15 protein-coding genes are annotated in these 19,383 nt (G+C 64.7%); 10 read left to right on the top strand and 5 right to left on the bottom strand.

Annotated elements, in window-relative coordinates; translation table 11 throughout:
• The first annotated feature begins 57 nt into the window (after window positions 1-57).
• From BC1002_RS28475 to BC1002_RS28465, 3 genes are all read left to right on the top strand, one after another.
• Window positions 58-951 carry a helix-turn-helix domain-containing protein gene (locus tag BC1002_RS28475; protein ID WP_013093443.1) on the top strand — a complete coding sequence of 298 codons (894 nt, stop codon included), beginning with the start codon at window positions 58-60 and terminating at the stop codon, window positions 949-951.
• A gap of 144 nt (window positions 952-1,095) precedes the next feature.
• Entirely contained in the window at window positions 1,096-2,400 is a 1,305-nt protein-coding gene (locus tag BC1002_RS28470) for a glycoside hydrolase family protein (protein ID WP_013093442.1), read from the top strand.
• Window positions 2,363-3,535 (top strand): fumarylacetoacetate hydrolase family protein, encoded by a 1,173-nt coding sequence (locus BC1002_RS28465; protein ID WP_013093441.1) that lies wholly within the window; start codon window positions 2,363-2,365, stop codon window positions 3,533-3,535. Before BC1002_RS28470 ends, BC1002_RS28465 begins: the two co-directional genes overlap by 38 nt.
• A gap of 131 nt (window positions 3,536-3,666) precedes the next feature.
• Here BC1002_RS28465 and BC1002_RS28460 read toward each other — a convergent pair whose 3' ends face one another.
• Together BC1002_RS28460 and BC1002_RS28455 are read right to left on the bottom strand one after the other, a co-directional pair.
• Window positions 3,667-5,052: an MFS transporter gene (locus BC1002_RS28460; RefSeq protein ID WP_013093440.1), complete on the bottom strand. Its 1,386-nt coding sequence runs from the start codon at window positions 5,050-5,052 to the stop codon at window positions 3,667-3,669.
• Window positions 5,053-5,141: 89 nt separating this feature from the next.
• Window positions 5,142-6,308 (bottom strand): M24 family metallopeptidase, encoded by a 1,167-nt coding sequence (locus BC1002_RS28455; RefSeq protein WP_013093439.1) that lies wholly within the window; start codon window positions 6,306-6,308, stop codon window positions 5,142-5,144.
• A 186-nt stretch (window positions 6,309-6,494) separates the two neighbouring features.
• Here BC1002_RS28455 and BC1002_RS28450 point away from each other — a divergent pair, with 186 nt between their 5' ends.
• On the top strand, window positions 6,495-7,490 hold the full coding sequence (locus tag BC1002_RS28450) for a LysR substrate-binding domain-containing protein (RefSeq protein WP_013093438.1): 996 nt from the start codon (window positions 6,495-6,497) through the stop codon (window positions 7,488-7,490).
• A gap of 125 nt (window positions 7,491-7,615) precedes the next feature.
• Here BC1002_RS28450 and BC1002_RS28445 read toward each other — a convergent pair whose 3' ends face one another.
• The 3 genes from BC1002_RS28445 to BC1002_RS28435 are packed head-to-tail and all read right to left on the bottom strand — an operon-like array spanning window position 7,616 to window position 11,035.
• Window positions 7,616-8,638: an XdhC family protein gene (locus BC1002_RS28445; RefSeq protein WP_013093437.1), complete on the bottom strand. Its 1,023-nt coding sequence runs from the start codon at window positions 8,636-8,638 to the stop codon at window positions 7,616-7,618.
• A gap of 19 nt (window positions 8,639-8,657) precedes the next feature.
• Window positions 8,658-10,097 carry an aldehyde dehydrogenase family protein gene (locus BC1002_RS28440; RefSeq protein ID WP_013093436.1) on the bottom strand — a complete coding sequence of 480 codons (1,440 nt, stop codon included), beginning with the start codon at window positions 10,095-10,097 and terminating at the stop codon, window positions 8,658-8,660.
• Window positions 10,094-11,035, bottom strand: a complete 942-nt coding sequence (locus BC1002_RS28435) for a LysR family transcriptional regulator (protein ID WP_013093435.1) — start codon at window positions 11,033-11,035, stop codon at window positions 10,094-10,096. The genes BC1002_RS28440 and BC1002_RS28435 overlap by 4 nt, the downstream gene beginning before the upstream one ends.
• A 279-nt stretch (window positions 11,036-11,314) precedes the next feature.
• On the opposite strand from BC1002_RS28435, the gene BC1002_RS28430 reads away from it, so the two are divergent.
• Genes BC1002_RS28430 through BC1002_RS28405 form a run of 6 tightly spaced genes read left to right on the top strand, consistent with a single transcriptional unit; the run spans window position 11,315 to window position 19,379 of the window.
• Window positions 11,315-12,808, top strand: coding sequence for a UbiD family decarboxylase (locus BC1002_RS28430; protein ID WP_013093434.1), 1,494 nt, complete (start codon window positions 11,315-11,317; stop codon window positions 12,806-12,808).
• On the top strand, window positions 12,801-13,415 hold the full coding sequence (locus BC1002_RS28425) for a UbiX family flavin prenyltransferase (protein ID WP_013093433.1): 615 nt from the start codon (window positions 12,801-12,803) through the stop codon (window positions 13,413-13,415). The genes BC1002_RS28430 and BC1002_RS28425 overlap by 8 nt, the downstream gene beginning before the upstream one ends.
• A gap of 4 nt (window positions 13,416-13,419) precedes the next feature.
• Window positions 13,420-16,461 carry a xanthine dehydrogenase family protein molybdopterin-binding subunit gene (locus tag BC1002_RS28420; RefSeq protein ID WP_013093432.1) on the top strand — a complete coding sequence of 1,014 codons (3,042 nt, stop codon included), beginning with the start codon at window positions 13,420-13,422 and terminating at the stop codon, window positions 16,459-16,461.
• Window positions 16,458-17,279, top strand: a complete 822-nt coding sequence (locus tag BC1002_RS28415) for an FAD binding domain-containing protein (RefSeq protein ID WP_013093431.1) — start codon at window positions 16,458-16,460, stop codon at window positions 17,277-17,279. Before BC1002_RS28420 ends, BC1002_RS28415 begins: the two co-directional genes overlap by 4 nt.
• Window positions 17,276-17,812 carry a (2Fe-2S)-binding protein gene (locus tag BC1002_RS28410; protein WP_013093430.1) on the top strand — a complete coding sequence of 179 codons (537 nt, stop codon included), beginning with the start codon at window positions 17,276-17,278 and terminating at the stop codon, window positions 17,810-17,812. The genes BC1002_RS28415 and BC1002_RS28410 overlap by 4 nt, the downstream gene beginning before the upstream one ends.
• The gene (locus BC1002_RS28405) at window positions 17,805-19,379 is read left to right on the top strand and encodes an AMP-binding protein (protein ID WP_013093429.1); all 1,575 of its coding nucleotides are present in this window, start codon (window positions 17,805-17,807) and stop codon (window positions 19,377-19,379) included. Before BC1002_RS28410 ends, BC1002_RS28405 begins: the two co-directional genes overlap by 8 nt.
• Window positions 19,380-19,383 lie beyond the last annotated feature (4 nt).

The raw sequence follows: 19,383 nt of genomic DNA, 5'->3' as shown, positions 1-19,383 counted from the left end.
GGGGGGCAACTGGCTAGGCGAGCCTGAGAAGTGCGCTGGATGCAGGAGACAAGTCAGATGCCTAGCAGTTGTGGTTGTGAGTTGCCGGTCTTCAAGATCGCGCACTACGAGTATGGGTCGAGAATCAAGTCGATCGATTTTCATCTCGCTCCTCTCGAAGATATGAAATCGACGTTGCCGTATCCTCATCGGCACGAGTTCTATCACATCGTCTGGGTCGAGTCGGGCAGCGGTCACCACATCATCGACTCGATTCGCTACGAGGTGCGGCCCAATACGCTGTTTTTCATGGCCCCTGGCCAGATCCACGATTTCGCGTTGTCCGAAGACACCATCGGGCACGCGATCAGTTTCTCGTCCGAATTTTTCGCGTTCAAGGTGCAGAACCGCCATTCGCAGACCGAGATTCCCGTCTACGATTTCGAGCGAATTCCGAATACGGTTTATATGAGCGACGCACAGGCTCAGGACCTTCGCCGTGTGCTGGATGGAATCAACGCGGAATATCAGGGTGAAGAGGCTGGCTACGAGGACGTGATCTGGTCGTATCTGCGGGTTCTGCTCATCAAGTCCGCGCGCCTGGGCGGCGACGCCGTCACCGAGGTCAATTCGTCGCGTAGCGTGCTGTTGTCGCGACGCTTCAAGAGCCTGCTGGAAAAACATTTCGCCACGATCCACGACGTCGCTCGCTACGCCTGCCTGCTGAACGTCACGGAACGAGCGCTAAACGAGGCGACGCGCCAGGCGCTCGGCAGCACCGCAGCCAAGCTGATTCGTGAACGCGTGATGCTGGAAGCGAAGCGTCTGCTGCTGCATTCCGAGGTCAATGTGGCCGAGATCGCAACACAGCTTGCGTTCGACGACCCGGCCTACTTCAGCCGATGTTTTCGCAAGCATACGGGCCGCTCGCCCATCGACTTCCGCCGCAGCCTGGAAAAACTGAGCATCTGATGCATTGGCACGATACACGCCCGGTGCGCGTAGAAAAGTCCAACATAAGCCGCACTTCGTCCTAACTGCCGGAACCGCCGCACTCCTAGAATTTGCGTGTCCCCGTCACTCGGGAAACGTGAAAGTAATCAGGAGAGAAAAGGCGTGAATGCTTCGTACCAAGATCAAGGGTTGTCCTCTGAACGGTCCGCGCTCTTCACCGGCGTCCTCGACCGCATGGCAGCCAAGGTTGCAGAGGACGAGCCGACGCTCGGCGTCGAATTCCCTCAGATCACGGCGGCCGATGGAAAGTGGGTGCTGCTCCCGGCGTCGCTGTCCGCAGGCTACAGCGGTTCAGCCTGGAGCCACGGCAACTGGTTTTGTGGCTTCTGGGTCGGACTTCTGCTGACGTCGTATTTGCACACCGGCGAGGACAAATACCTCTCGTGGGCCCGCGAGCGCATGCGCCTCGTCGCGCAGCGCGCGCAGGACCCCAACACGCACGACATTGGTTTCATCTTCGACAGCAGCGCCGTGCCCGGTTATGAAATCACCCGCGACCCGTGGTACGCGCAAATTGCAATGGAAGCCGCGGACAAATTGCGCGCCCGTCTCGTCACCACGCACAGTGGCGCCTATCTCGCCTCCTGGGGCCCGCTCGACGATCCGCGCGGACGCAGCGCTTCAGCTATCGACACGATGGCTAATCTATCGTTGCTTTACTGGGCGGCCAACCATTCCGGGGACGGCAGTTATCGCCTCGCCGCCGAAGCACATTCCGTCATGACCGCGAAGTCGTTTATCCGCCCGGACGGTTCGACTTATCACGCGGTCGAGTACGACGTAACAACCGGTGAACGTCGGCGCGGCTACACGTTTCAGGGCGCATTCGACGAATCGGCGTGGAGCCGGGGCCAGGCGTGGGCCGTCTATGGCTACGTGAACACGGCGCGTGAAACCGGCAAGCGCATCTGGCTGGATCTTGCAGGGCGCCTGGCGGCGTACTATCTGCGCCGGCTCGATGGACGTTTGGTGCCACCGTGGGATTTCGACGCCACTGGCGCGGACGCGGAAATCAAGGACACTGCCGCAGCAGCGGTGATGGCGTCAGCGCTGATCGAGCTGGGCCGTCTGCATCCCGATCCGGCCAGTTCGGTTCACTGGCGAGAACACGGACTTGCGATGCTCGAAGCTCTGTGTCGTGACGAGTTTGCCTACGAACCTGCGCATCGCGGACTCCTGAGAAATTCCTGCTATTCGAAGCCGCATAATGAAGGCGTCGACGGCGCGACGATGTTCGGCGATTTTTTCTTCGCCGAAGCGCTGAGTCGCGTGATGTTGCCAGGCAAGCTTCGGCCCGGCACGCAACGCGTATCGCTCGCCGGAAGCACCCCTGCCTCGCGGTTCCGAACCCTCGCTAGCCAATCCATCCATGATATCGAACGATCTTCCGCCTTTCGTACCTGCTGACCTACCCGATGCGTTGCTGGTCGGACGCATCTGGCGAGACGCGCCTATAGACGGGCCGTCGGTCGTCGTTGTTCGTTCCGGTCAGGTCTACGACATCACGGCGTCGGCGCCGACGAGCTCCGATCTGTTCGAGCGCGTGGACCTGTTGGAGTTTGCGCGTCACGTCGAGGGCGAGGCGCTCGGTCCCGTCGAGAACATTGGCCAGGCATTGCTCGCGCCATGCGATCTTCAGGCTATCAAGGCATGTGGCGTGACCTTCGCCGTGAGCCTGCTCGAACGGGTCATCGAAGAACAGGCTGCCGGCGACGCGACGCAAGCCGACACGGTGCGCGCGACGATCACGCAACTGATCGGCACTGATCTCTCCAGAATTCGCCCCGGCACGCCAGCTGCCGACAGTCTGAAGCGGGAACTGGAACGGAGCGGTGCATGGTCGCAATATATGGAGGTCGGCATTGGGCCTGACGCAGAGGTGTTCACCAAGTCTCAACCGATGTCGGCAGTCGGCTACGGCGCGGACGTCGGGCTTCACCCGGCCTCCCACTGGAACAATCCCGAACCGGAAATCGTTCTGGCGGTAAACAGCCGCGGAACGATCGTCGGAGCAACCCTTGGCAACGACGTCAATCTGCGCGACATCGAGGGCCGCAGTGCGTTGCTGCTCGGCAAGGCGAAAGACAACAACGGCTCATGCTCGATCGGTCCTTTTATCCGCTTGTTCGATGATCGCTTCACGATGGACTCGGTGCGTGCGGCCAGCGTGTCGCTGAGCATAGAAGGCGCGGACGACGGATTCATTCTCGACGGCGTGAGCCACATGCGCGAGATCAGCCGTGACCCGGAGGAACTCGTCGCCCAGACTGCCGGCCCACATCACCAGTATCCCGACGGCTTCATGCTGTTTCTCGGCACGATGTTCTCCCCGATTAAAGACCGGCATGCTCCGGGCAGTGGCTTCACGCATCACCTCGGAGACAAGGTGACGATTGCAACGCCGCAGCTCGGCGCACTGGTCAACACCGTGCAGTCGTCAACCGAAATCGCGCCTTGGCGATTCGGCGTGCGCGCTCTATATGAAGCCCTTGCAAAACGCCTTGCGCTCGCCCGCGCCATGGGGCCGGTAAGCGATGCGTAAATCAGCGAACGGGCCGACGAGGCTTCCATTCCACCCACGTTGGCGACTTCGCCCGCCCCGTCGCCGGGCTGCCGCTCCAGCACCGAAAATGACCAGGTACTGGACGGCACAGCAACCGGATCGATTTGCACTCAACGCGCCAGAGGATGCGGCGAGGGCGCGGACGCTCGCGCGCCCGGCGCCGCGGCCGCCTCATCTCCCGGCTCCGCGGACAGATCGCGCTTGAAAGTCTCAGCGAGGAAAAACGCGCACACGAGGCTCAGCAACGCTGTCGCCGCGATATAGATCGAAATGGGCAGCGTCTGGCCATACGTCGCGAACAGATAGGTGGCGATCAATGGCGTCGGTCCCGACGTGATGATGCCGGCGATCTGATACGGCAGCGAAGCACCTGTGTAACGCACCCGGGTACCGAACAGTTCCGCGAACCACGTTGATTGCACGCCGTAAACCGACGCCTGGCTCAACGCGATACCGCAGACGTACGCCACGAAAATCAAGGTCGGATTGCGTGTCTCGAGCAACGGGAAGAACGCGAATCCATAGATTGTCACGAATACCGCGCCGAGCATGAAGACGGTCCGGCGTCCAATCGCGTCCGACAGCTTGCCGAACAGCGGCAGCGTGAACAGCGCAACCACGCAGCCCACAATGATGGCGTTCAGCAGCAGTCCGCGCGACAAGCCGAGCCGCGTCGTTCCGTACATCAGCACGAACACGTTGATCACGTTGAAGGTGATGTCGACCGCGAAACGCGTGCCGATCGTCAGCACGAGGTCTTTCGGATGCCGGCGCAGCAATTCGATCAGCGGCGCTTTCACGACCTGTCTGCTCGCCTTGATCTGTTCGAATACCGGCGACTCCATGACGCGCAGGCGGATGAACAGGCCGATCGCGATCAGCGCGACGCTCAGCAGGAACGGCAGGCGCCATCCCCAGGAATAGAACGCCTGCGACGGCAGACTCGAGACGGCGTTGAACACGGCGGTCGAGAGCATCAATCCGAGCGGCACGCCCAATTGCGGGAACGCGCCGAAGAAACCACGTTTTCTGGCCGGTGCCGTTTCGACCACCATCAGCACCGCGCCGCCCCATTCGCCGCCGACGCCGAGCCCTTGCAGGAAGCGCATCGCGACCAGCAGCATCGGCGCCCAGACGCCGATCGAGGCGTAAGTCGGCAGCAGGCCGATCACGAAGGTGCCGACGCCCATGATCGTCAGCGTCGCGACGAGCGTCGCCTTACGTCCGATGCGATCGCCGAAGTGCCCGAAAAACACGGCGCCGAAGGGCCGGGCGAGATAGCCGACCGCAAAACTTCCGAACGCCGCGATGGTGCCGACCATCGGATCGAACGAGGGAAAGAACAGCTTGGCGAAGACCAGCGCCGAAGCGGTGGCATAGAGAAAAAAGTCGTACCACTCGATGGCGGTCCCGACCACCGAGGCGACCAGCACACGGTTGACGGCCGACCGGCTGATAACCGGCGCGTTGCCGGATGAAATGGGCGATGTTTTCACGTCTCCTCCCTTCTCTGGGAATCTATGTTTTGAACTGCTGCGTGTCGGCGGCGCGGGGCCGCCCGCACGTTACGATCAGTTCACTGTGCTCACCAGTGCAGTTCCATCGGGAAATGGTCGAGCGTTTCGACGCCGCCCGAGGTCAACCGCACGATACGTTCCGTGCGCAGGCCGCCGACGTTCGGCACCGTGATCGTCGCCTTCAGCGTAAAGACCATGTTTTCCTGCAGCACGGTCCTGTTGCCCGGCCCGATCCACGGCGCTTCTTCTTCCGGGTCCATGCCGGTGCCGTGACCGGTGCCATGGCCGCGCGCTTCGCTCGAGTATTGCTCGTAGTTCGACTTCACCAGCGCCTGCTGGATCACCGCGTTCAACTCCAGGGCCGCCATGCCCGGACGCGCGGCGGCCAGCCCCGCTTCGACCGCGCGCGCCGCTGCCGCGACGATCGCCATCTTCTCTGGATTCGCCGGACCGTAGGTAAAACCGCGTCCGCCGTCGGCCACGTACCCACGATAACGCGCACCGATGTCGGTCATGATGAGGTCGCCCGGTTGCAGGATGCGGTCGGTGGGGCGCGCCAGGTTATACGCAGAGCGCGGACCGGATTGCACCATCGAATCGAACGCGGTCCGGTCCGCGCCTCCCGCGAGCATCGCGCGGTCGGCGATTAAAGCGAGTTCGCGCTCGGTGTAGGGACGGCCGTCGGCGAGCGCGTCGCGAATCGCGGCCATCGCCGAATCGGTCAAGGCCGCGGCTTTGCGCATCAGCGCGACCTCGGGCTCGCTCTTGATCGCCTTGATTTCGGCCATCACCATCGTCGGTTCGAGCTTCAGTTCGCCGAGACCGGCGTTCAGGCGCTGCAACAGGTCCGCGGGGATATAGGCGGCGCCGGCGAGGCCGACCGTGCCGCTGCGGTGCCGCGCAGAAAAGGCCTGCACCTGTTGCGTGACTTCACGCAGACTGCGCACCTCGAAGGCGGTCACGCTCGTCGCGTAATCGAAGCATTGATCCGACACGAACAGCACGGGGTCGCCGTCCACCGGCAGCAGCAGGATCGCATTGGCAATGTCCGATACGCCGTCGAGCGGGCGGAACTCGGTGAAGTAGCCGATGTTCGCGCCACGCCAGCAATCGCCGAATGCAAGCAGGCCGACCAGGCCCGCCTTGTCGAGCGCGCTGCGGACCTTGGCGACGCGGCCGAGGAATTCGTCGGTGGTGATGCCTTCCGGCGGGATGTCTGCAGTACGGATGTTCATTACCTCTTCGCCTCCTGTGCGGCTGCATGCGCGGATGCTGGATGCAGCCGGTCTCGATGCCCATGATGGGAAACCGCCCGCCTTGAAATGCAGGGCGACTGCTGCATAGTAGGATTGTTCGATATGCTTTTATAATGAAAAATAACGCAAGATCTATATCGATACGGAATACGTGGAGGGGACATCGTGAGTTCGGCACTTCATCGGGACGACGGCGCGGGGGCCATCGCGCCGGGCCGCTTTGACCCCACGCGCCTGAAGACGCGCCAATTGGCCCTGATCGTTCAGCTCGACACCCATCGCTCGGTATTGCGCGCGGCGGACGCCGCGCACATGACCCAGCCCGGGGCGACCAAGTTGCTGCGGGAACTGGAAGAGACGATGGGTGTGCCATTGTTCGAACGGCATCCGCGCGGTGTCGAGCCCACCTGGTACGGCGAGGTGCTGATCCGCCATGCGCGCAGCGTGCTGGCGGAGCTGCAGCACGCGTACGACGAAGTGTCCGCGCTCAAAGCCGGCCTGACCGGGCAGGCGATGATCGGCACGGAGGTCACGGCGGCCACCAACGTCGTGCCGCAGGCCGTGGCGCTACTCAAGAAGCGCTTTCCGCAGATTCGCGTCAACATCGAGATGGAGTTCAGCGAGGTGCTGGTGCAGCGTTTGCAGGAAGGCAAGCTGGATATGATCGTCGCGCGAATCCGCAATCCGGACGATCTGGCGGAACTGCACTACGCCCCGCTCGCAGAAGCTCAGCACGCGCTGTTCGCGCGCGTTGGCCATCCGCTCGCCAGGCGCAAGGCTCTTAGTTGGAACGAACTGGCGCCGCAAACGTGGATCCTGCCGCCGAAGGGCAACGTGATGCGCAATCAGTTCACGCAACTTTTTCTCGAACGGCGGCTCGCGTTGCCGACGGATGTGGTCGAGAGCTCATCACTGCCTGTCATTACGAGTCTGCTGCAAATCAGCGATATGATCGCGCCGCTTGCGCGCGAGCCGCTGCGGCCGTATTGCATTGCCGGCGCACTCGAACCGCTACCGTTCGAGCTCGATCTGAAGCTCGGGCCGGCGGGCATCGTCACACGGCGCGGGGACAGGCTCTCACCGGGTGCGCGGGCGATGCTGCAAGCGCTGCGCGAGGCGGCCGGATTCGATACCGGAGCCCCCGACGCCGACAACGACTGACTTACCTCGACGGGACTCAGCGCAGGCCGTCCACGGCGAAGGTGCGCGTGGCGGTGGATTTCCTGCGCCAGCAGTTGAGCGATGGACCGCTCGCCTTACGACGCCTGTGGTGAAATCGGTTCCGCTTACAACGCGTCACAGCCCACCGCGTTGCCCGCCATCTCCCGGACCGCCTTGGCGCCTTCGACCCGCAGCAGTTCCGGCAACGACACGCCGTTTTTCGCGGCCGTCAATTCGGCCAGTATCGACAGGGCGATCTCCGGCGGCGTCCGGCTGCCGATGTAGATGCCCACCGGTCCGTGCAGGCGCGCGAGTTCTTCATCGGTGAGGTCGAACTCCTTCAAGCGATTGCGCCGCGCCGCGTTATTGCGACGCGAACCGAGCGCACCCACGTAGAACGCAGGCGTTTTCAGCGCCTCCATCAGCGCGAGATCGTCGAGCTTCGGATCGTGCGTCAGCGCGATCACCGCAGAGCGTTCGTCGAGCTTCATGTCCATCACGGTGTCGTCGGGCATGGCGCGAACGACGGTCGTGCCGGGCACGTTCCACTCGACCGTATATTCCTCGCGCGGATCGCATACCGTGACCTGATAATCGAGCCCCACCGCGATGCTGCACAGATAGCGCGACAACTGTCCCGCGCCGATAACCAGCATCCGGTAACGGGGCCCATGGATGCTCAGCAGCGTCGTCCCATCGAACAGGAGGCCGTCCGTCGCCTGCGCGGGTTCGAGGCGCGCAGCCCCCGTCGCCATGTCGAGCGTGCGCGCGACGAGCCTGCCTGCCTCCACCGCTGCACACAGCCCGGCGATACCGCTCGCGAGCGTCAACGGCTCCAGCACGAGCTGAATGGTGCCGCCGCAAGGCAGGCCGAAGCGATGCGCCTCCTGCGCGCTGACGCCGTACTTCAGCACCTGCGGACTTTCCTGTTCGATGCCTCGCTGCCGCACGCGATCGATCAGATCGTCTTCGATGCATCCGCCCGACACCGACCCTACCACCTGCCCATCGGCGCGCACCGCGAGCATCGCGCCCACGGGACGCGGCGACGATCCCCATGTCTTCACCACCGTCACCAGCAGCACGCGATGCCCGTCTGCCAGCCATCGCGCGCTGCTTTTCAGGACTTCGAGATCCACGCTATCCATTGACTCGCCTCCCTGTCGTTCACCGCAACGGCGCGATACCTTCCGCCACGCCGGCCGGCATGCAGATGTGCTTCAACTCGGTGAAGTCCGCCAGCGCATCGTAGCCGTGCAGCCGACCCAGTCCGCTTTGGCGATACCCGCCCGTTTCGGCTTCGGCGAAAAGCTTGTTGTGGTCGTTGATCCACACCGTGCCGTTGCGCAGCGCACGCGCGACGCGCAATGCGCGCGCTCCGTCGTGCGTCCATACGCTCGCCGAGAGACCGAAGACCGTGTCGTTGGCTTTCTCGATCGCTTCCATTTCGTTCTCGAAGACTTCCAGCGTGACGAACGGGCCAAAGATCTCGTCCTGGCAAAAGAACGCCTTCGGATCGTCATGCTCGACGAGCGTCGGCGACAGAAACGCGTGCCCCGAGCAAGTGCCTCGCAGCAGCACACGCTCGGCCGTTCCGCACGCGCGCTCGATCGTCCGTGCCACCGCATCGCGCGTGGTGCCGTCGATGAGCGCGCCGATATCCGTCGCCGGATCGATGCCCGGTCCGACCCGCAGCGACGCAAGCGCCGACGCGAGCTGCTCGCGCATTTGCGCAGCGCGCGACGCATGAACCAGCACCCGGCGCGCCGCCGTGCATTGCTGCCCGGAGATGATCGTCGCGGCGCGCGCGAGACGCGGCGCGATCGCCGCGACATCGGCATCGTCGAAGACGACGCAGCATGACTTGCCGCCAAGTTCGAGCGACAGCTTCTTCATGCTGTCGGCAGCGGCCGCCATGATCTTCTTGCCCGTCGCCGTCGATCCCGTGAAGCTCACCACGTCGACCCCGTGCGAGTCGACGAGCCGCTGGCTGGCCGCGTATCCCCGTTCGTTGACTAGGTTCACCGCGCCTTCAGGCAACGCCGTGTGTTCGAAGCAGCGCAACATCGCGGCCGTGAGCAGCGACGTTTGCGCCGCCGGTTTGACTATCACCGTGCAGCCGGCCGCGAGAGCGGGCGCGAGCGAGCGCACGAGCAGCACGGCGGGCGCATTCCACGGCACGATGATCGCCGCGACGCCGGCCGCTTCGCGCAGCATCGTCGATATCGTGCCCGGTTCCGGTTCGAGCACGTGCCCGGCAATATGGCGCGCGAGCCCCGCGTAATAGCGCACCTCCGATATCGCGCCGGCAATCTCGTCGCGCGATTGCGCGATCGCCTTGCCGTTTTCACGCGTGAGCAGCGTCGCGAGCATGTCGCGTTCGGCTTCGAGCGCCGAAGCCCAGCCGAGTAGCACGTCCTGGCGCAAGCGCGCGTCCTGCGCCCATGTCGTGCGATCGAACGCGTGGCGAGCGGCGGCGATGGCGGCATCGGCTTCGCTCGATCCGCCGTCGGCGAACCGGCCGATGGCATCGCCCGTCGCGGGATCGATGCTGTCGATGTTGGGCGTGCCGGTCCATTCGCCGGCAATCCAGTGTCGTGCGTTCATGAAGATCGTTCCTTGATGGTGTGTGAGGGCTCGTCGCCCGACAGGCTCGACGCGCGGTGCAACTCGTCGCCGATGATCTCGATCAGCGCTTCCGCCGCCGCGCTCAACGGGCGGCGTGGATGATTCACGCAGACGATATGCCGCACGATGCGAGGCGCCAGAATCGGGTACGCGCGCAACGTGCCGTGCCGCGCGGCGCGCTCGACGACGATGCGCGGCAAAATCGTCGCAAAGCGCGTGTGCTCGACGAGCTTGAGAATCGTCGAAAGCACGTCGATCTCGAAGCGCGGCGCGAGCAGCACGTCCTCGTGTTGCGCGGCGCTGTCGAGCACGCCGCGCAGGCCGTGACGTTTGGTGGGCAGCACGAGTTCCAGTTCGGGCAATTGCGCGAGTTCGATTGCATGCGGCAAGTCGGGGCCATGCGCGGCGCTGGTGGCCAGCACCATCTCTTCGTCGAGCAGCGGGCGCGAGTCGAGCGACAAGCGCGCGCGCGGCTTGTTGATGAGGGCGGCATCGAGCTGCCCGCCCGCCACCCAGTCGATGAAGGTCGCGCTGTAGCCATCGGCGACGGTGACTTCGACATCGGGGTAACGCGCGTGAAAGCGCGACAGCGAATCCGCGAGCACGCTTTCCGTCACCGATGCGATCAGCCCGATGCCGACATGCCCCGTCACCACTTCATCACGCTGCACGAGTTGCTGCCGCGCGTGGGCAAGGTCACGCACGATCGGTAAAAACAGGCGGTACATCAGCCGTCCCGCGGCGGTCGGCGCCATGCCGTGCGCGCCGCGCTCGAACAGCTGTTGATGCAGTTCGTCCTCGAGCTTGGCGATCTGCATGCTCAGGGCCGGTTGCACGATGTTCAGCCGCTTCGCGGCACGGGTGACCGAGCCGTCCTCGAATAGTGCGATGAAGTACTGGATTTGCTTGAGGTCCATGTTCCTTGGGGGCATCAGCGATGCTAATGGGGCGCGGTGACATTATCACCCTGCGTTCATCGACGGTGCAGGGCCCCTTTTGGTAGTGCGCCCCTTCAGTACGGGCGTGCGTGAGCGGTCTATTGATACGTAACTGTAAGACCGCTGTCATCCGGGCTAACACCGATATAACGACGAATGATTCGTCGCATCAGTAAACAGTATTAGATGTTATGGCGCGATCTCGCTACGCTTCATCCCATGCGCTTGCTACGGTAGCGCTCACAGATGGAGACGCTGATGAACACACGCGATGCCGCGACGCACGGCAATCCCTCATTCACCTGGGCACGAGATCACGCCGACACCGGCTCGCTGTCGCTGCGCGACTGGCTCGCGCATCTCGCGAAAACCGGCCGGGTCGCGACGATGGACAAGCCCGTCGCGCTCGAGCACGAACTCGCCGCCGTTGCAAAGCGCCTCGACGGCGAACAAGCTGCGTTTTTCACGCAGCCGCGCGGACATGCGATTCCCGTCGTGAGCGGCTTCATGTCGAAGCGCGCGTGGATCGCCGAAGCGATGGACGTCGAAGAATCGGCGTTGCTCGCGCGTTTTTCCGCTGCGGCCGCGGCACCGCTCGCATCGAAACTGATTCAACGTGAAGACGCGCCCTGTCAGCAGGTGGTGCATACGAGCGGCATCGATCTCCACGCGCTGCTGCCCATTCCCACGCACAGCGAACACGACAACGGCCCGTACATCACCGCCGGTCTCGTGATCGCGCGCAATCCGCGGACCGGCGTGCAGAACGTCTCGATCAACCGCATTCAGGTGCACGGCCCCGATCGCATGGCGATCCTGCTGCTGCCGCGTCATCTCTACGCGTTCCAGCGCGACGCGGAAGCCGCAGGCGACGCGCTCGACGTTGCCGTCGCGATCGGCGTCGATCCACTGACGATGCTCGCGTCACAAGCGATCACGCCGATCGATCACGACGAACTCGAAATCGCAGGCGCGCTGCACGGTGCGCCGCTGCCTGTGGCGCGATGCGTGACGAACGGCGTGCACGTGCCGGCGTTCGCGGAGATCGTCATCGAAGGGCGCATTCTGCCGAACGTGCGCGAGCCGGAAGGTCCGTTCGGCGAATTTCCCAAGTACTACAGCGCGAAGGAAGCACGCGAAGTCATCGAAGTGACGGCCGTCACCCATCGGCGCGATCCGATCTTTCATACGATCGTGCCCGCCGAAATGGAGCATCTGCTGCTCGGCGCGATTCCGCGTGAAGCCACGTTGCTCGCGCATCTTCAGCGCAGTCATCCCGCCGTCAAGGACGTGCATCTGTCGGTGGGTGGCGTGTGCCGCTATCACCTGTGGGTGCAATTCGACAAGCAGCGCGAAGGCGAAGCGAAGAACGTCATTCTGTGCGCGTTCGGCGCGCATTACGACATCAAGCAGGTCGTCGTCGTCGATACCGATGTGAACGTGCACGATCCCGCCGAAATCGAATGGGCCATCGCGACGCGCTTCCAGGCAGACCGCGATCTCGTCGTGATAGCAGGCGCGCAAGGCTCGCCGCTCGATCCGTCGACGACGGTCGGTCAGCCCGACGATGCGCCGTCGCATCTGCAAGGCGTCAGCGCGAAGATGGGTCTCGATGCGACCCGCCCCGTCGTCTACCCCGCGCATGTGTTCACGCGCGTGCGCATACCGGGGCAGGACACGGTCAACCTGCAAGCACTCGTCGCCGCCGACAACAGCGCGTTCGACGCCTATCTGTCACGCGATCATGGCTGAAAGAAAGAAACGCATCGTCGTCGGCATTTCGGGCGCAAGCGGCGCGGTGATCGGCGTGCGTTTGCTCGCCGCCTTGCGCCGGCTCGGCACGCACGAGACGCATCTCATCGTGTCGTCGTCGGGCGCAGTGACGGCCGCCCAGGAACTCGGCCTCGCGCGCGGGGACCTCGAAGCAGCTGCCGACGTCGTGCACAACGTGCGTGATATCGGCGCGGCCGTGGCGAGCGGATCGTTTCTGACCGAAGGCATGGTGATCGCGCCATGCTCGATGAAAACGCTCGCGGGCGTCGCGAACGGCTTCGCGGACAACCTGCTGACGCGCGCCGCCGATGTGATGCTCAAGGAGCGCCGCCGCCTCGTGCTGGTCGCGCGCGAAACCCCGCTCAATCTCGCGCATCTGCGCAACATGACGCTCGCCACGCAAATGGGCGCGATCGTGATGCCGCCGGTGCCCGCGTTCTACGCGCATCCGCAGACTATCGACGACGTGGTCGATCACACGGTCGGGCGCATTCTCGATCTGTTCGAGATCGAGCACGACGAGATTGCGCGCCGCTGGAGCGGTCTAGCCGATGAATTCGGCGGCCGCGCCGCACGTGAGGAGTAAGGTCATGAATCAGCGCGAAACCGCATTCGCCGACATGGACGCGCGCGTCGCCGGCAACGAGGTGCGCGCGGCGAGCGCACCGCAGCGTCACATCGGACGCTCGATGCAGCGCCTCGAAGACCCGGCGATCCTGACGGGCCGTGGCCGCTATGGCGACGACATCGCTGTCAAGCCGGGCACGCTGCACGCCGCGATTCTGCGTTCGCCGCACGCGCACGCGGACATCCTGTCGATCGATACGCAAGCCGCGTCGAAACTCGCGGGCGTGCGTGCCGTGCTCACGCGCGACGATTTGCGTCCGTGGTCGCGACCGTTCGTCGTCGGCGTGAAATCGCCGATGGAACAGTGGGCGCTCGCAATGGACCGTGTGCGCTACGTCGGCGAACCGGTCGCGGTCGTGATGGCCGAATCGCGTGCGCTCGCGGAAGACGCGCTCGATCTGATCAAGGTCGACTACGCGATGCTCGATCCCGTGACGTCGATCGAACAGGCCGCGAAGGACGACGCGCCGGTGCTGCACGAACGCGTCGGCAGCAACGTCATCAGCGACCGGCATTTCCGCTACGGCGAGCCCGAAGCGGCCTTCGAGCGCGCGCCGCATCGTGTGAAGCTGGTCGCGCATTATCCGCGCAACACCTGCGCGCCGATCGAGTGCGGCGTGGTCATCGCCGAGTATCTTTCGGGCGAAGAAGGCTACGACGTCACGTCCAATTTCATGGGGCCGTTCTCGCTGCACGCCGTCATGGCGATGGCGTTGAACGTGCCTGCCAATCGGCTGCGTCATAAGGCCCCGCGCGATTCCGGGGGCAGCTTCGGCGTGAAGCAGGCGGTGTTTCCGTATGTCGTGCTGATGTGCCTCGCGTCGCGCAAGGCCGGCGCGCCGGTGAAGTGGGTCGAGGATCGGCTCGAACACCTGAGCGCGGCGACATCGGCGACGGCGCGTGTTTCAACCATAGAAGCGGCAGTCGAAGCCGATGGCCGGATCGTCGCGCTGTCTTACGATCAGTTGGAAGACGTCGGCGGCTACGTGCGCGCGCCCGAGCCGGCGACGTTCTACCGGATGCACGGCTGCCTGACGGGCGCATACGCGATCCCGAATCTGATCGTGCGCAATCGCGTCGTGCTGACGAACAAGACACCGACGGGGCTCGTGCGCGGCTTCGGCGGCCCGCAGGTGTACTTCGCGCTGGAGCGGCTGATCCAGCGTATCGCGATCGAACTGAAGCTCGATGTGCTCGACGTGTATCGCCGCAACTTCGTTCCCGCCGATGCGTTCCCGTATCGCGCAGCGGCGGGCGCCCTGCTCGATTCGGGCAACTATCAGGAAGCGCTGCGCCGTTCACTCGACGAAGGCGGATACGGGGAACTCGTTGCGCGCCGCGACGCCGCGCGCAGCGAAGGGCGGCTGTATGGCATCGGCTTCGCGGCGATCGTCGAGCCTTCGGTATCGAACATGGGCTACATCACGACCGTGATGCCAGCCGACGCACGGAAAAAAGCCGGGCCGAAGAACGGCGCGATCGCGAGCGCGACCGTCAGCGTCGATCTGCTCGGCGGCGTGGTCGTCACGATCGCATCGACCCCTGCGGGCCAGGGCCACATGACCGTGTGCGCGCAAGTCGTCGCCGATGTGCTCGGGCTCGATCCGAAGGACATCGTCGTCAACGTCGAATTCGATACGCACAAGGACGCCTGGTCCGTCGCGGCAGGCAACTATTCGAGCCGCTTCGCGGGCGCGGTGGCGGGCACGGTGCATCTCGCCGCGACGCGCGTGCGCGACAAGCTCGCGCGCGTGCTCGCGAAGCAGTTCAACTGCGCGCCCGGCGACGTGCGCTTCGAAGGCGCGCGCGTCTTTCCGCACGACGCCGAAGACCGCGCGCTGCCGTTCTCGCGTGCCGCGAGCAATGCGCCGCACTGGGCGCCCGCGCTCCTGCCCGAAGGCGAAGAGCCGGGCCTGCGCGAAACCGTGTTCTGGTCGCCGCCGCACATGGATGCGCCCGATGAACAGGACCGCATCAATACCTCGGCGGCATACGGCTTCGCGTTCGACATGTGCGGCGTCGAAGTGGATCGCGCGACGGGACGCGTGCGCATCGACCGGTATGTGACCGTGCACGACGCCGGCACCCTCCTCAATCCCGCACTCGCCGATGGCCAGATTCGCGGCGCGTTCGCGCAAGGCCTCGGCGCGGCGCTGATGGAAGAGTTCCGCTACGGCGCGGATGGCAGCTTCCAGTCCGGCACGCTCGCCGACTATCTGATGCCGACCACCTGCGAAGTGCCCGATCCGCTGATCGTGCATCTGGAGACGCCTTCGCCTTTCACGCCGCTTGGCGCGAAGGGTCTCGGCGAAGGCAACAACATGAGCACGCCGCCGTGCATCGCGAATGCGGTGGCGGACGCGCTCGGCGTCGAAGACATTTGCCTGCCGCTCACGCCGCCCAGAGTGATGGCGATGATCGGCATGGACGACCCTGAACCGTCGCGGCCGGAATATCGCGAAGCGCCCGCCGCGAAGTCGGCGACGCCAGGCGGCGGTCGCGCACTGACGGCGCAGGGCGCGGTCGACCTGCCCGCGACACCCGAAGCCGTGTTCGCCGTGCTGCTCGATCCGAAGGCACTCGCTAACGTCATTCCCGGCTGTCACGCGCTCGAAGAGACGGCGCCGAACCAGTATCGCGCTGACGTGACCGTCGGCGTCGGCATGATCAAGGCGCGTTTCGAGGCGCGTATCGGCTTGTCGGAGATCGATGCGCCGCGCCGCCTGCGACTCGCCGGCGCGGGAATCTCGCCGCTCGGCAGCGCGCGCGGCAGCGGTCTCGTCGAACTGACGCCGCAAGGCAGCGGCACGCGGCTCACGTACGACTACGAAGCACAGGTGTCAGGCAAGGTTGCGGCGGTCGGCGGCCGGATGCTCGAAGGCGCGGCGAAGGTCGTGCTCAAGCAGTTGTTCGAATCGCTCGGACGGCAGGCGGCGGGCAAGCCCGTGCAAGCGCACGGATCGTGGATCGCAAGACTCCTTGCACGTTTCAGGAGACACGCATGAAGCCCGCACCATTCGACTACCTGCGCGCGATGACCGCGCAAGACGCGCTCGACGCGCTCGCGCAATACGGCGAAGACGCCCGCGTACTGGCGGGCGGCCAGTCGCTGATGGCCGTGCTCAATATGCGGCTCGCGCAGCCGAAGGTGCTCGTCGATATCTCGCGCACCGCCGAACTCGATGCCGTGCGCGTGGACCAGCAGGCGCGGCATCTGGTCGTGAACGCCGCGGCGACGCAAGGCAGCGTCGAATGGCGCAGCACGCTCACCGACGAAGCGCCGCTGCTCGCGATGGCCTTCCCGCATATCTCGCACTTTCAGATTCGCAATCGCGGCACCGTATGCGGATCGATCGCGCATGCGGACCCGAGCGCGGAGTTGCCGCTGGTGCTTGCGGCGCTCGGCGGTGACGTGATGCTGCGCTCGCGAAAGAGGCGCCGCACGCTCGCGGCGCAGGACTTCTTTCAGGGGATGCTGATGACCGCGCGCGAGCCCGATGAACTCGTCGAAGCCGTGCGCTTCCCGCTGCGCAAGGAAGGCGAGCGCTACGCGTTCGCCGAATTTTCCGCGCGGCACGGCGACTTCGCGATCGTCGCGTGCGCGGCCGTGGTCACCGACGAGTCGATACGCATTGCTGTCGGCGGCGTCGCGGACCGGCCAGTGACGGAGCAATGGCCGCGTCTGCGGGGCGACGACCTGCGCGGCGCACTGAACGATTTGAGCTGGAAACTGAACGCGCAGGACGATGCGCACATCAGCGCGAAATATCGCCGGAATCTGGTCCGGCAACTCGGATGGCGCGTGATCGAGGAGGCAAAGTGAGCAAGATACCGGACACCATCATGCGGCACGGCGAAGCGCGGCGCATCGCGCTGACGCTGAACGGCCGCGAACGAAGCGGCTATTGCGAGCCGCGCGAACTGCTGTCGGACTTCATCCGGCACGAACTGGGCGCGACGGGCACGCACGTCGGCTGCGAACACGGCGTGTGCGGCGCATGTACCGTGCAGGTCAATGGCGTCGCGGCGCGCTCGTGCCTGATGCTCGCGGTGCAGGCCGACGGACGGCGTATCGATACCGTCGAAGGCCTTGCGCCCGACCAGACGCTCGGCGACCTGCAGCAGGCGTTCCAGCGGCATCACGCGCTGCAGTGCGGCTTCTGCACGGCGGGCATTCTGATGTCGTGCGCGGATTATCTGCGGCGCGTGCCCGATCCTTCCGAAGAGCAGGTGCGCGAGATGCTCTCGGGTCATATCTGCCGCTGTACGGGCTACACGCCCATCGTGGCCGCCGTGCTCGACGTAGCGGCGCGCCGCCGGGCCGAGGTAAGCGCGAAGGAGGCCGAACATGCTTGATCTCGGACGTACATTCCTGCAAAGCGTCGAGCGCAGTCCGAACGCGCTCGCGCTCGTCGACGGCGATGTGCAACTGACCTACGCGCAGTGGCATCGCATGATCCTCAATGTCGCCGATGGCCTGCGCGAACTGGGCCTGGAACACGGCGACCGGCTGCTCGTCGTACTGCAAAACCGCTGGGAAATGGCGACGCTGCATTGGGCCGGACAGTTCGCGGGCATCGTGATCGTGCCGCTCAACTGGCGGGCGAAGCCGGAAGAAGTCGACTACTGCGTGACCGACGCGGGGGTGAAGGCGATCGTCTACGAACCCGTCAGCGCGGATTCCGTCGCGCAGAGCGCCGCCGCGCAAAAAGTGCCGCGCGTCGGACTCGATGATGCGCCCGGCCGCACCACCGCCTTCGATGCGCTCATCGTCGAACGAACGCGGAGCGCAGACGTGACCGACACGACGCACGCCACCGCCGACGACATCTCGCTGATCCTCTACACGTCCGGCACGACGGGCAAAGGCAAGGGCGTGCCGCGCCGGCATCGGCATGAACGCGCGGGCGCGCTCGCGCACGTCGCGCAGAACCTCTACAGGCGCGGCGAACGCACGCTCGGCGTGATGCCGCTCTATCACACGATGGGCGTGCGCTCGCTGCTCGCGATGGCGCTCGTCGATGGCCTGTTCGTCTGCGTGCGGCGCTGGAACGCGAAGCTCGCGCTCGAATGCATCTCGAAGCACGCGCTCACCTGCCTCTATCTCGTGCCGACGCTCTATCACGATCTGCTCGCCGACAGCGCGTTCGCGAGCACGGACACGTCGTCGGTCAGAAAGCTCGGCTTCGCCGGCGCACCGATGAACGACGGCCTGCTCAAACGCCTTTCGGCCGCGTTCGAGCCGGAGCTCTTCGTCAATCACTACGGCTCGTCCGAGGTCTACACGTTCAGTATCGACCAGGACGCGACAAAGAAGCCCGGCAGCGCGGGCCGCGCGGGCATCAATACGCGGCTGCGCGTCGTCAAGCTCGATGCCCTCTCGCCCGATGCGATCGCCGAAGCCGGCGAAGAAGGACAGATCATCGTGGACCTGCTCGGCGACGAAGCCTTCGAAGGCTATTGGAATCGTCCGGACGCGAATGCGAAGTGCCTGCGCGAGGGCTGGTACTTCACCGGGGACACGGGCTATCTCGACCGCGACGGCGATCTGTATGTGACGGGCCGCGTCGACGACATGATCATCAGCGGCGGAGAAAACATCTCACCGGTGGACATCGAATCGGTGCTGTCGCTGCATCCCGCCGTCGATGAAGTCGCGGTCGCGGGCGTCAAGGACGAGCGCTGGGGGCAACGTGTGGTCGCGTTCATCAAGCGCCGCGAGTACGTCGATGCCGACTCGCTCGATGCATGGTGCCGCCAGTCGGACCTCGTCAACTTCAAGCGCCCGCGCGACTATGTGTTCGTCGACGACATTCCGAAGTCGCCGGTCGGCAAGATCCTGCGCCGCAAGCTGCAAGCGGGCGAGTACACGCCCGATTCAAACGCCCTGCCCGCGCAACCTACAGCAACCACCAAGGAGTAACCCA

Source organism: Paraburkholderia atlantica (assembly GCF_000092885.1).
Taxonomy (GTDB): Bacteria; Pseudomonadota; Gammaproteobacteria; order Burkholderiales; family Burkholderiaceae; genus Paraburkholderia; species Paraburkholderia atlantica.
Note: the sequence above shows the minus strand (reverse complement) of the source record. Positions and strands in the feature narration are given on the sequence as shown.

Bases quoted from the DNA above. Each gene is read 5' to 3' on its own strand.
- BC1002_RS28445 (WP_013093437.1), bottom strand. From the start codon at position 8,638: ATGGATAGCGTGGATCTCGAAGTCCTGAAAAGCAGCGCGCGATGGCTG.
- BC1002_RS28475 (WP_013093443.1), top strand. From the start codon at position 58: ATGCCTAGCAGTTGTGGTTGTGAGTTGCCGGTCTTCAAGATCGCGCAC.
- BC1002_RS28415 (WP_013093431.1), top strand. From the start codon at position 16,458: ATGAAGCCCGCACCATTCGACTACCTGCGCGCGATGACCGCGCAAGAC.
- BC1002_RS28420 (WP_013093432.1), top strand. From the start codon at position 13,420: ATGAATCAGCGCGAAACCGCATTCGCCGACATGGACGCGCGCGTCGCC.
- BC1002_RS28405 (WP_013093429.1), top strand. From the start codon at position 17,805: ATGCTTGATCTCGGACGTACATTCCTGCAAAGCGTCGAGCGCAGTCCG.
- BC1002_RS28430 (WP_013093434.1), top strand. From the start codon at position 11,315: ATGAACACACGCGATGCCGCGACGCACGGCAATCCCTCATTCACCTGG.
- BC1002_RS28465 (WP_013093441.1), top strand. From the start codon at position 2,363: ATGATATCGAACGATCTTCCGCCTTTCGTACCTGCTGACCTACCCGAT.
- BC1002_RS28455 (WP_013093439.1), bottom strand. From the start codon at position 6,308: ATGAACATCCGTACTGCAGACATCCCGCCGGAAGGCATCACCACCGAC.
- BC1002_RS28435 (WP_013093435.1), bottom strand. From the start codon at position 11,035: ATGGACCTCAAGCAAATCCAGTACTTCATCGCACTATTCGAGGACGGC.
- BC1002_RS28425 (WP_013093433.1), top strand. From the start codon at position 12,801: ATGGCTGAAAGAAAGAAACGCATCGTCGTCGGCATTTCGGGCGCAAGC.
- BC1002_RS28440 (WP_013093436.1), bottom strand. From the start codon at position 10,097: ATGAACGCACGACACTGGATTGCCGGCGAATGGACCGGCACGCCCAAC.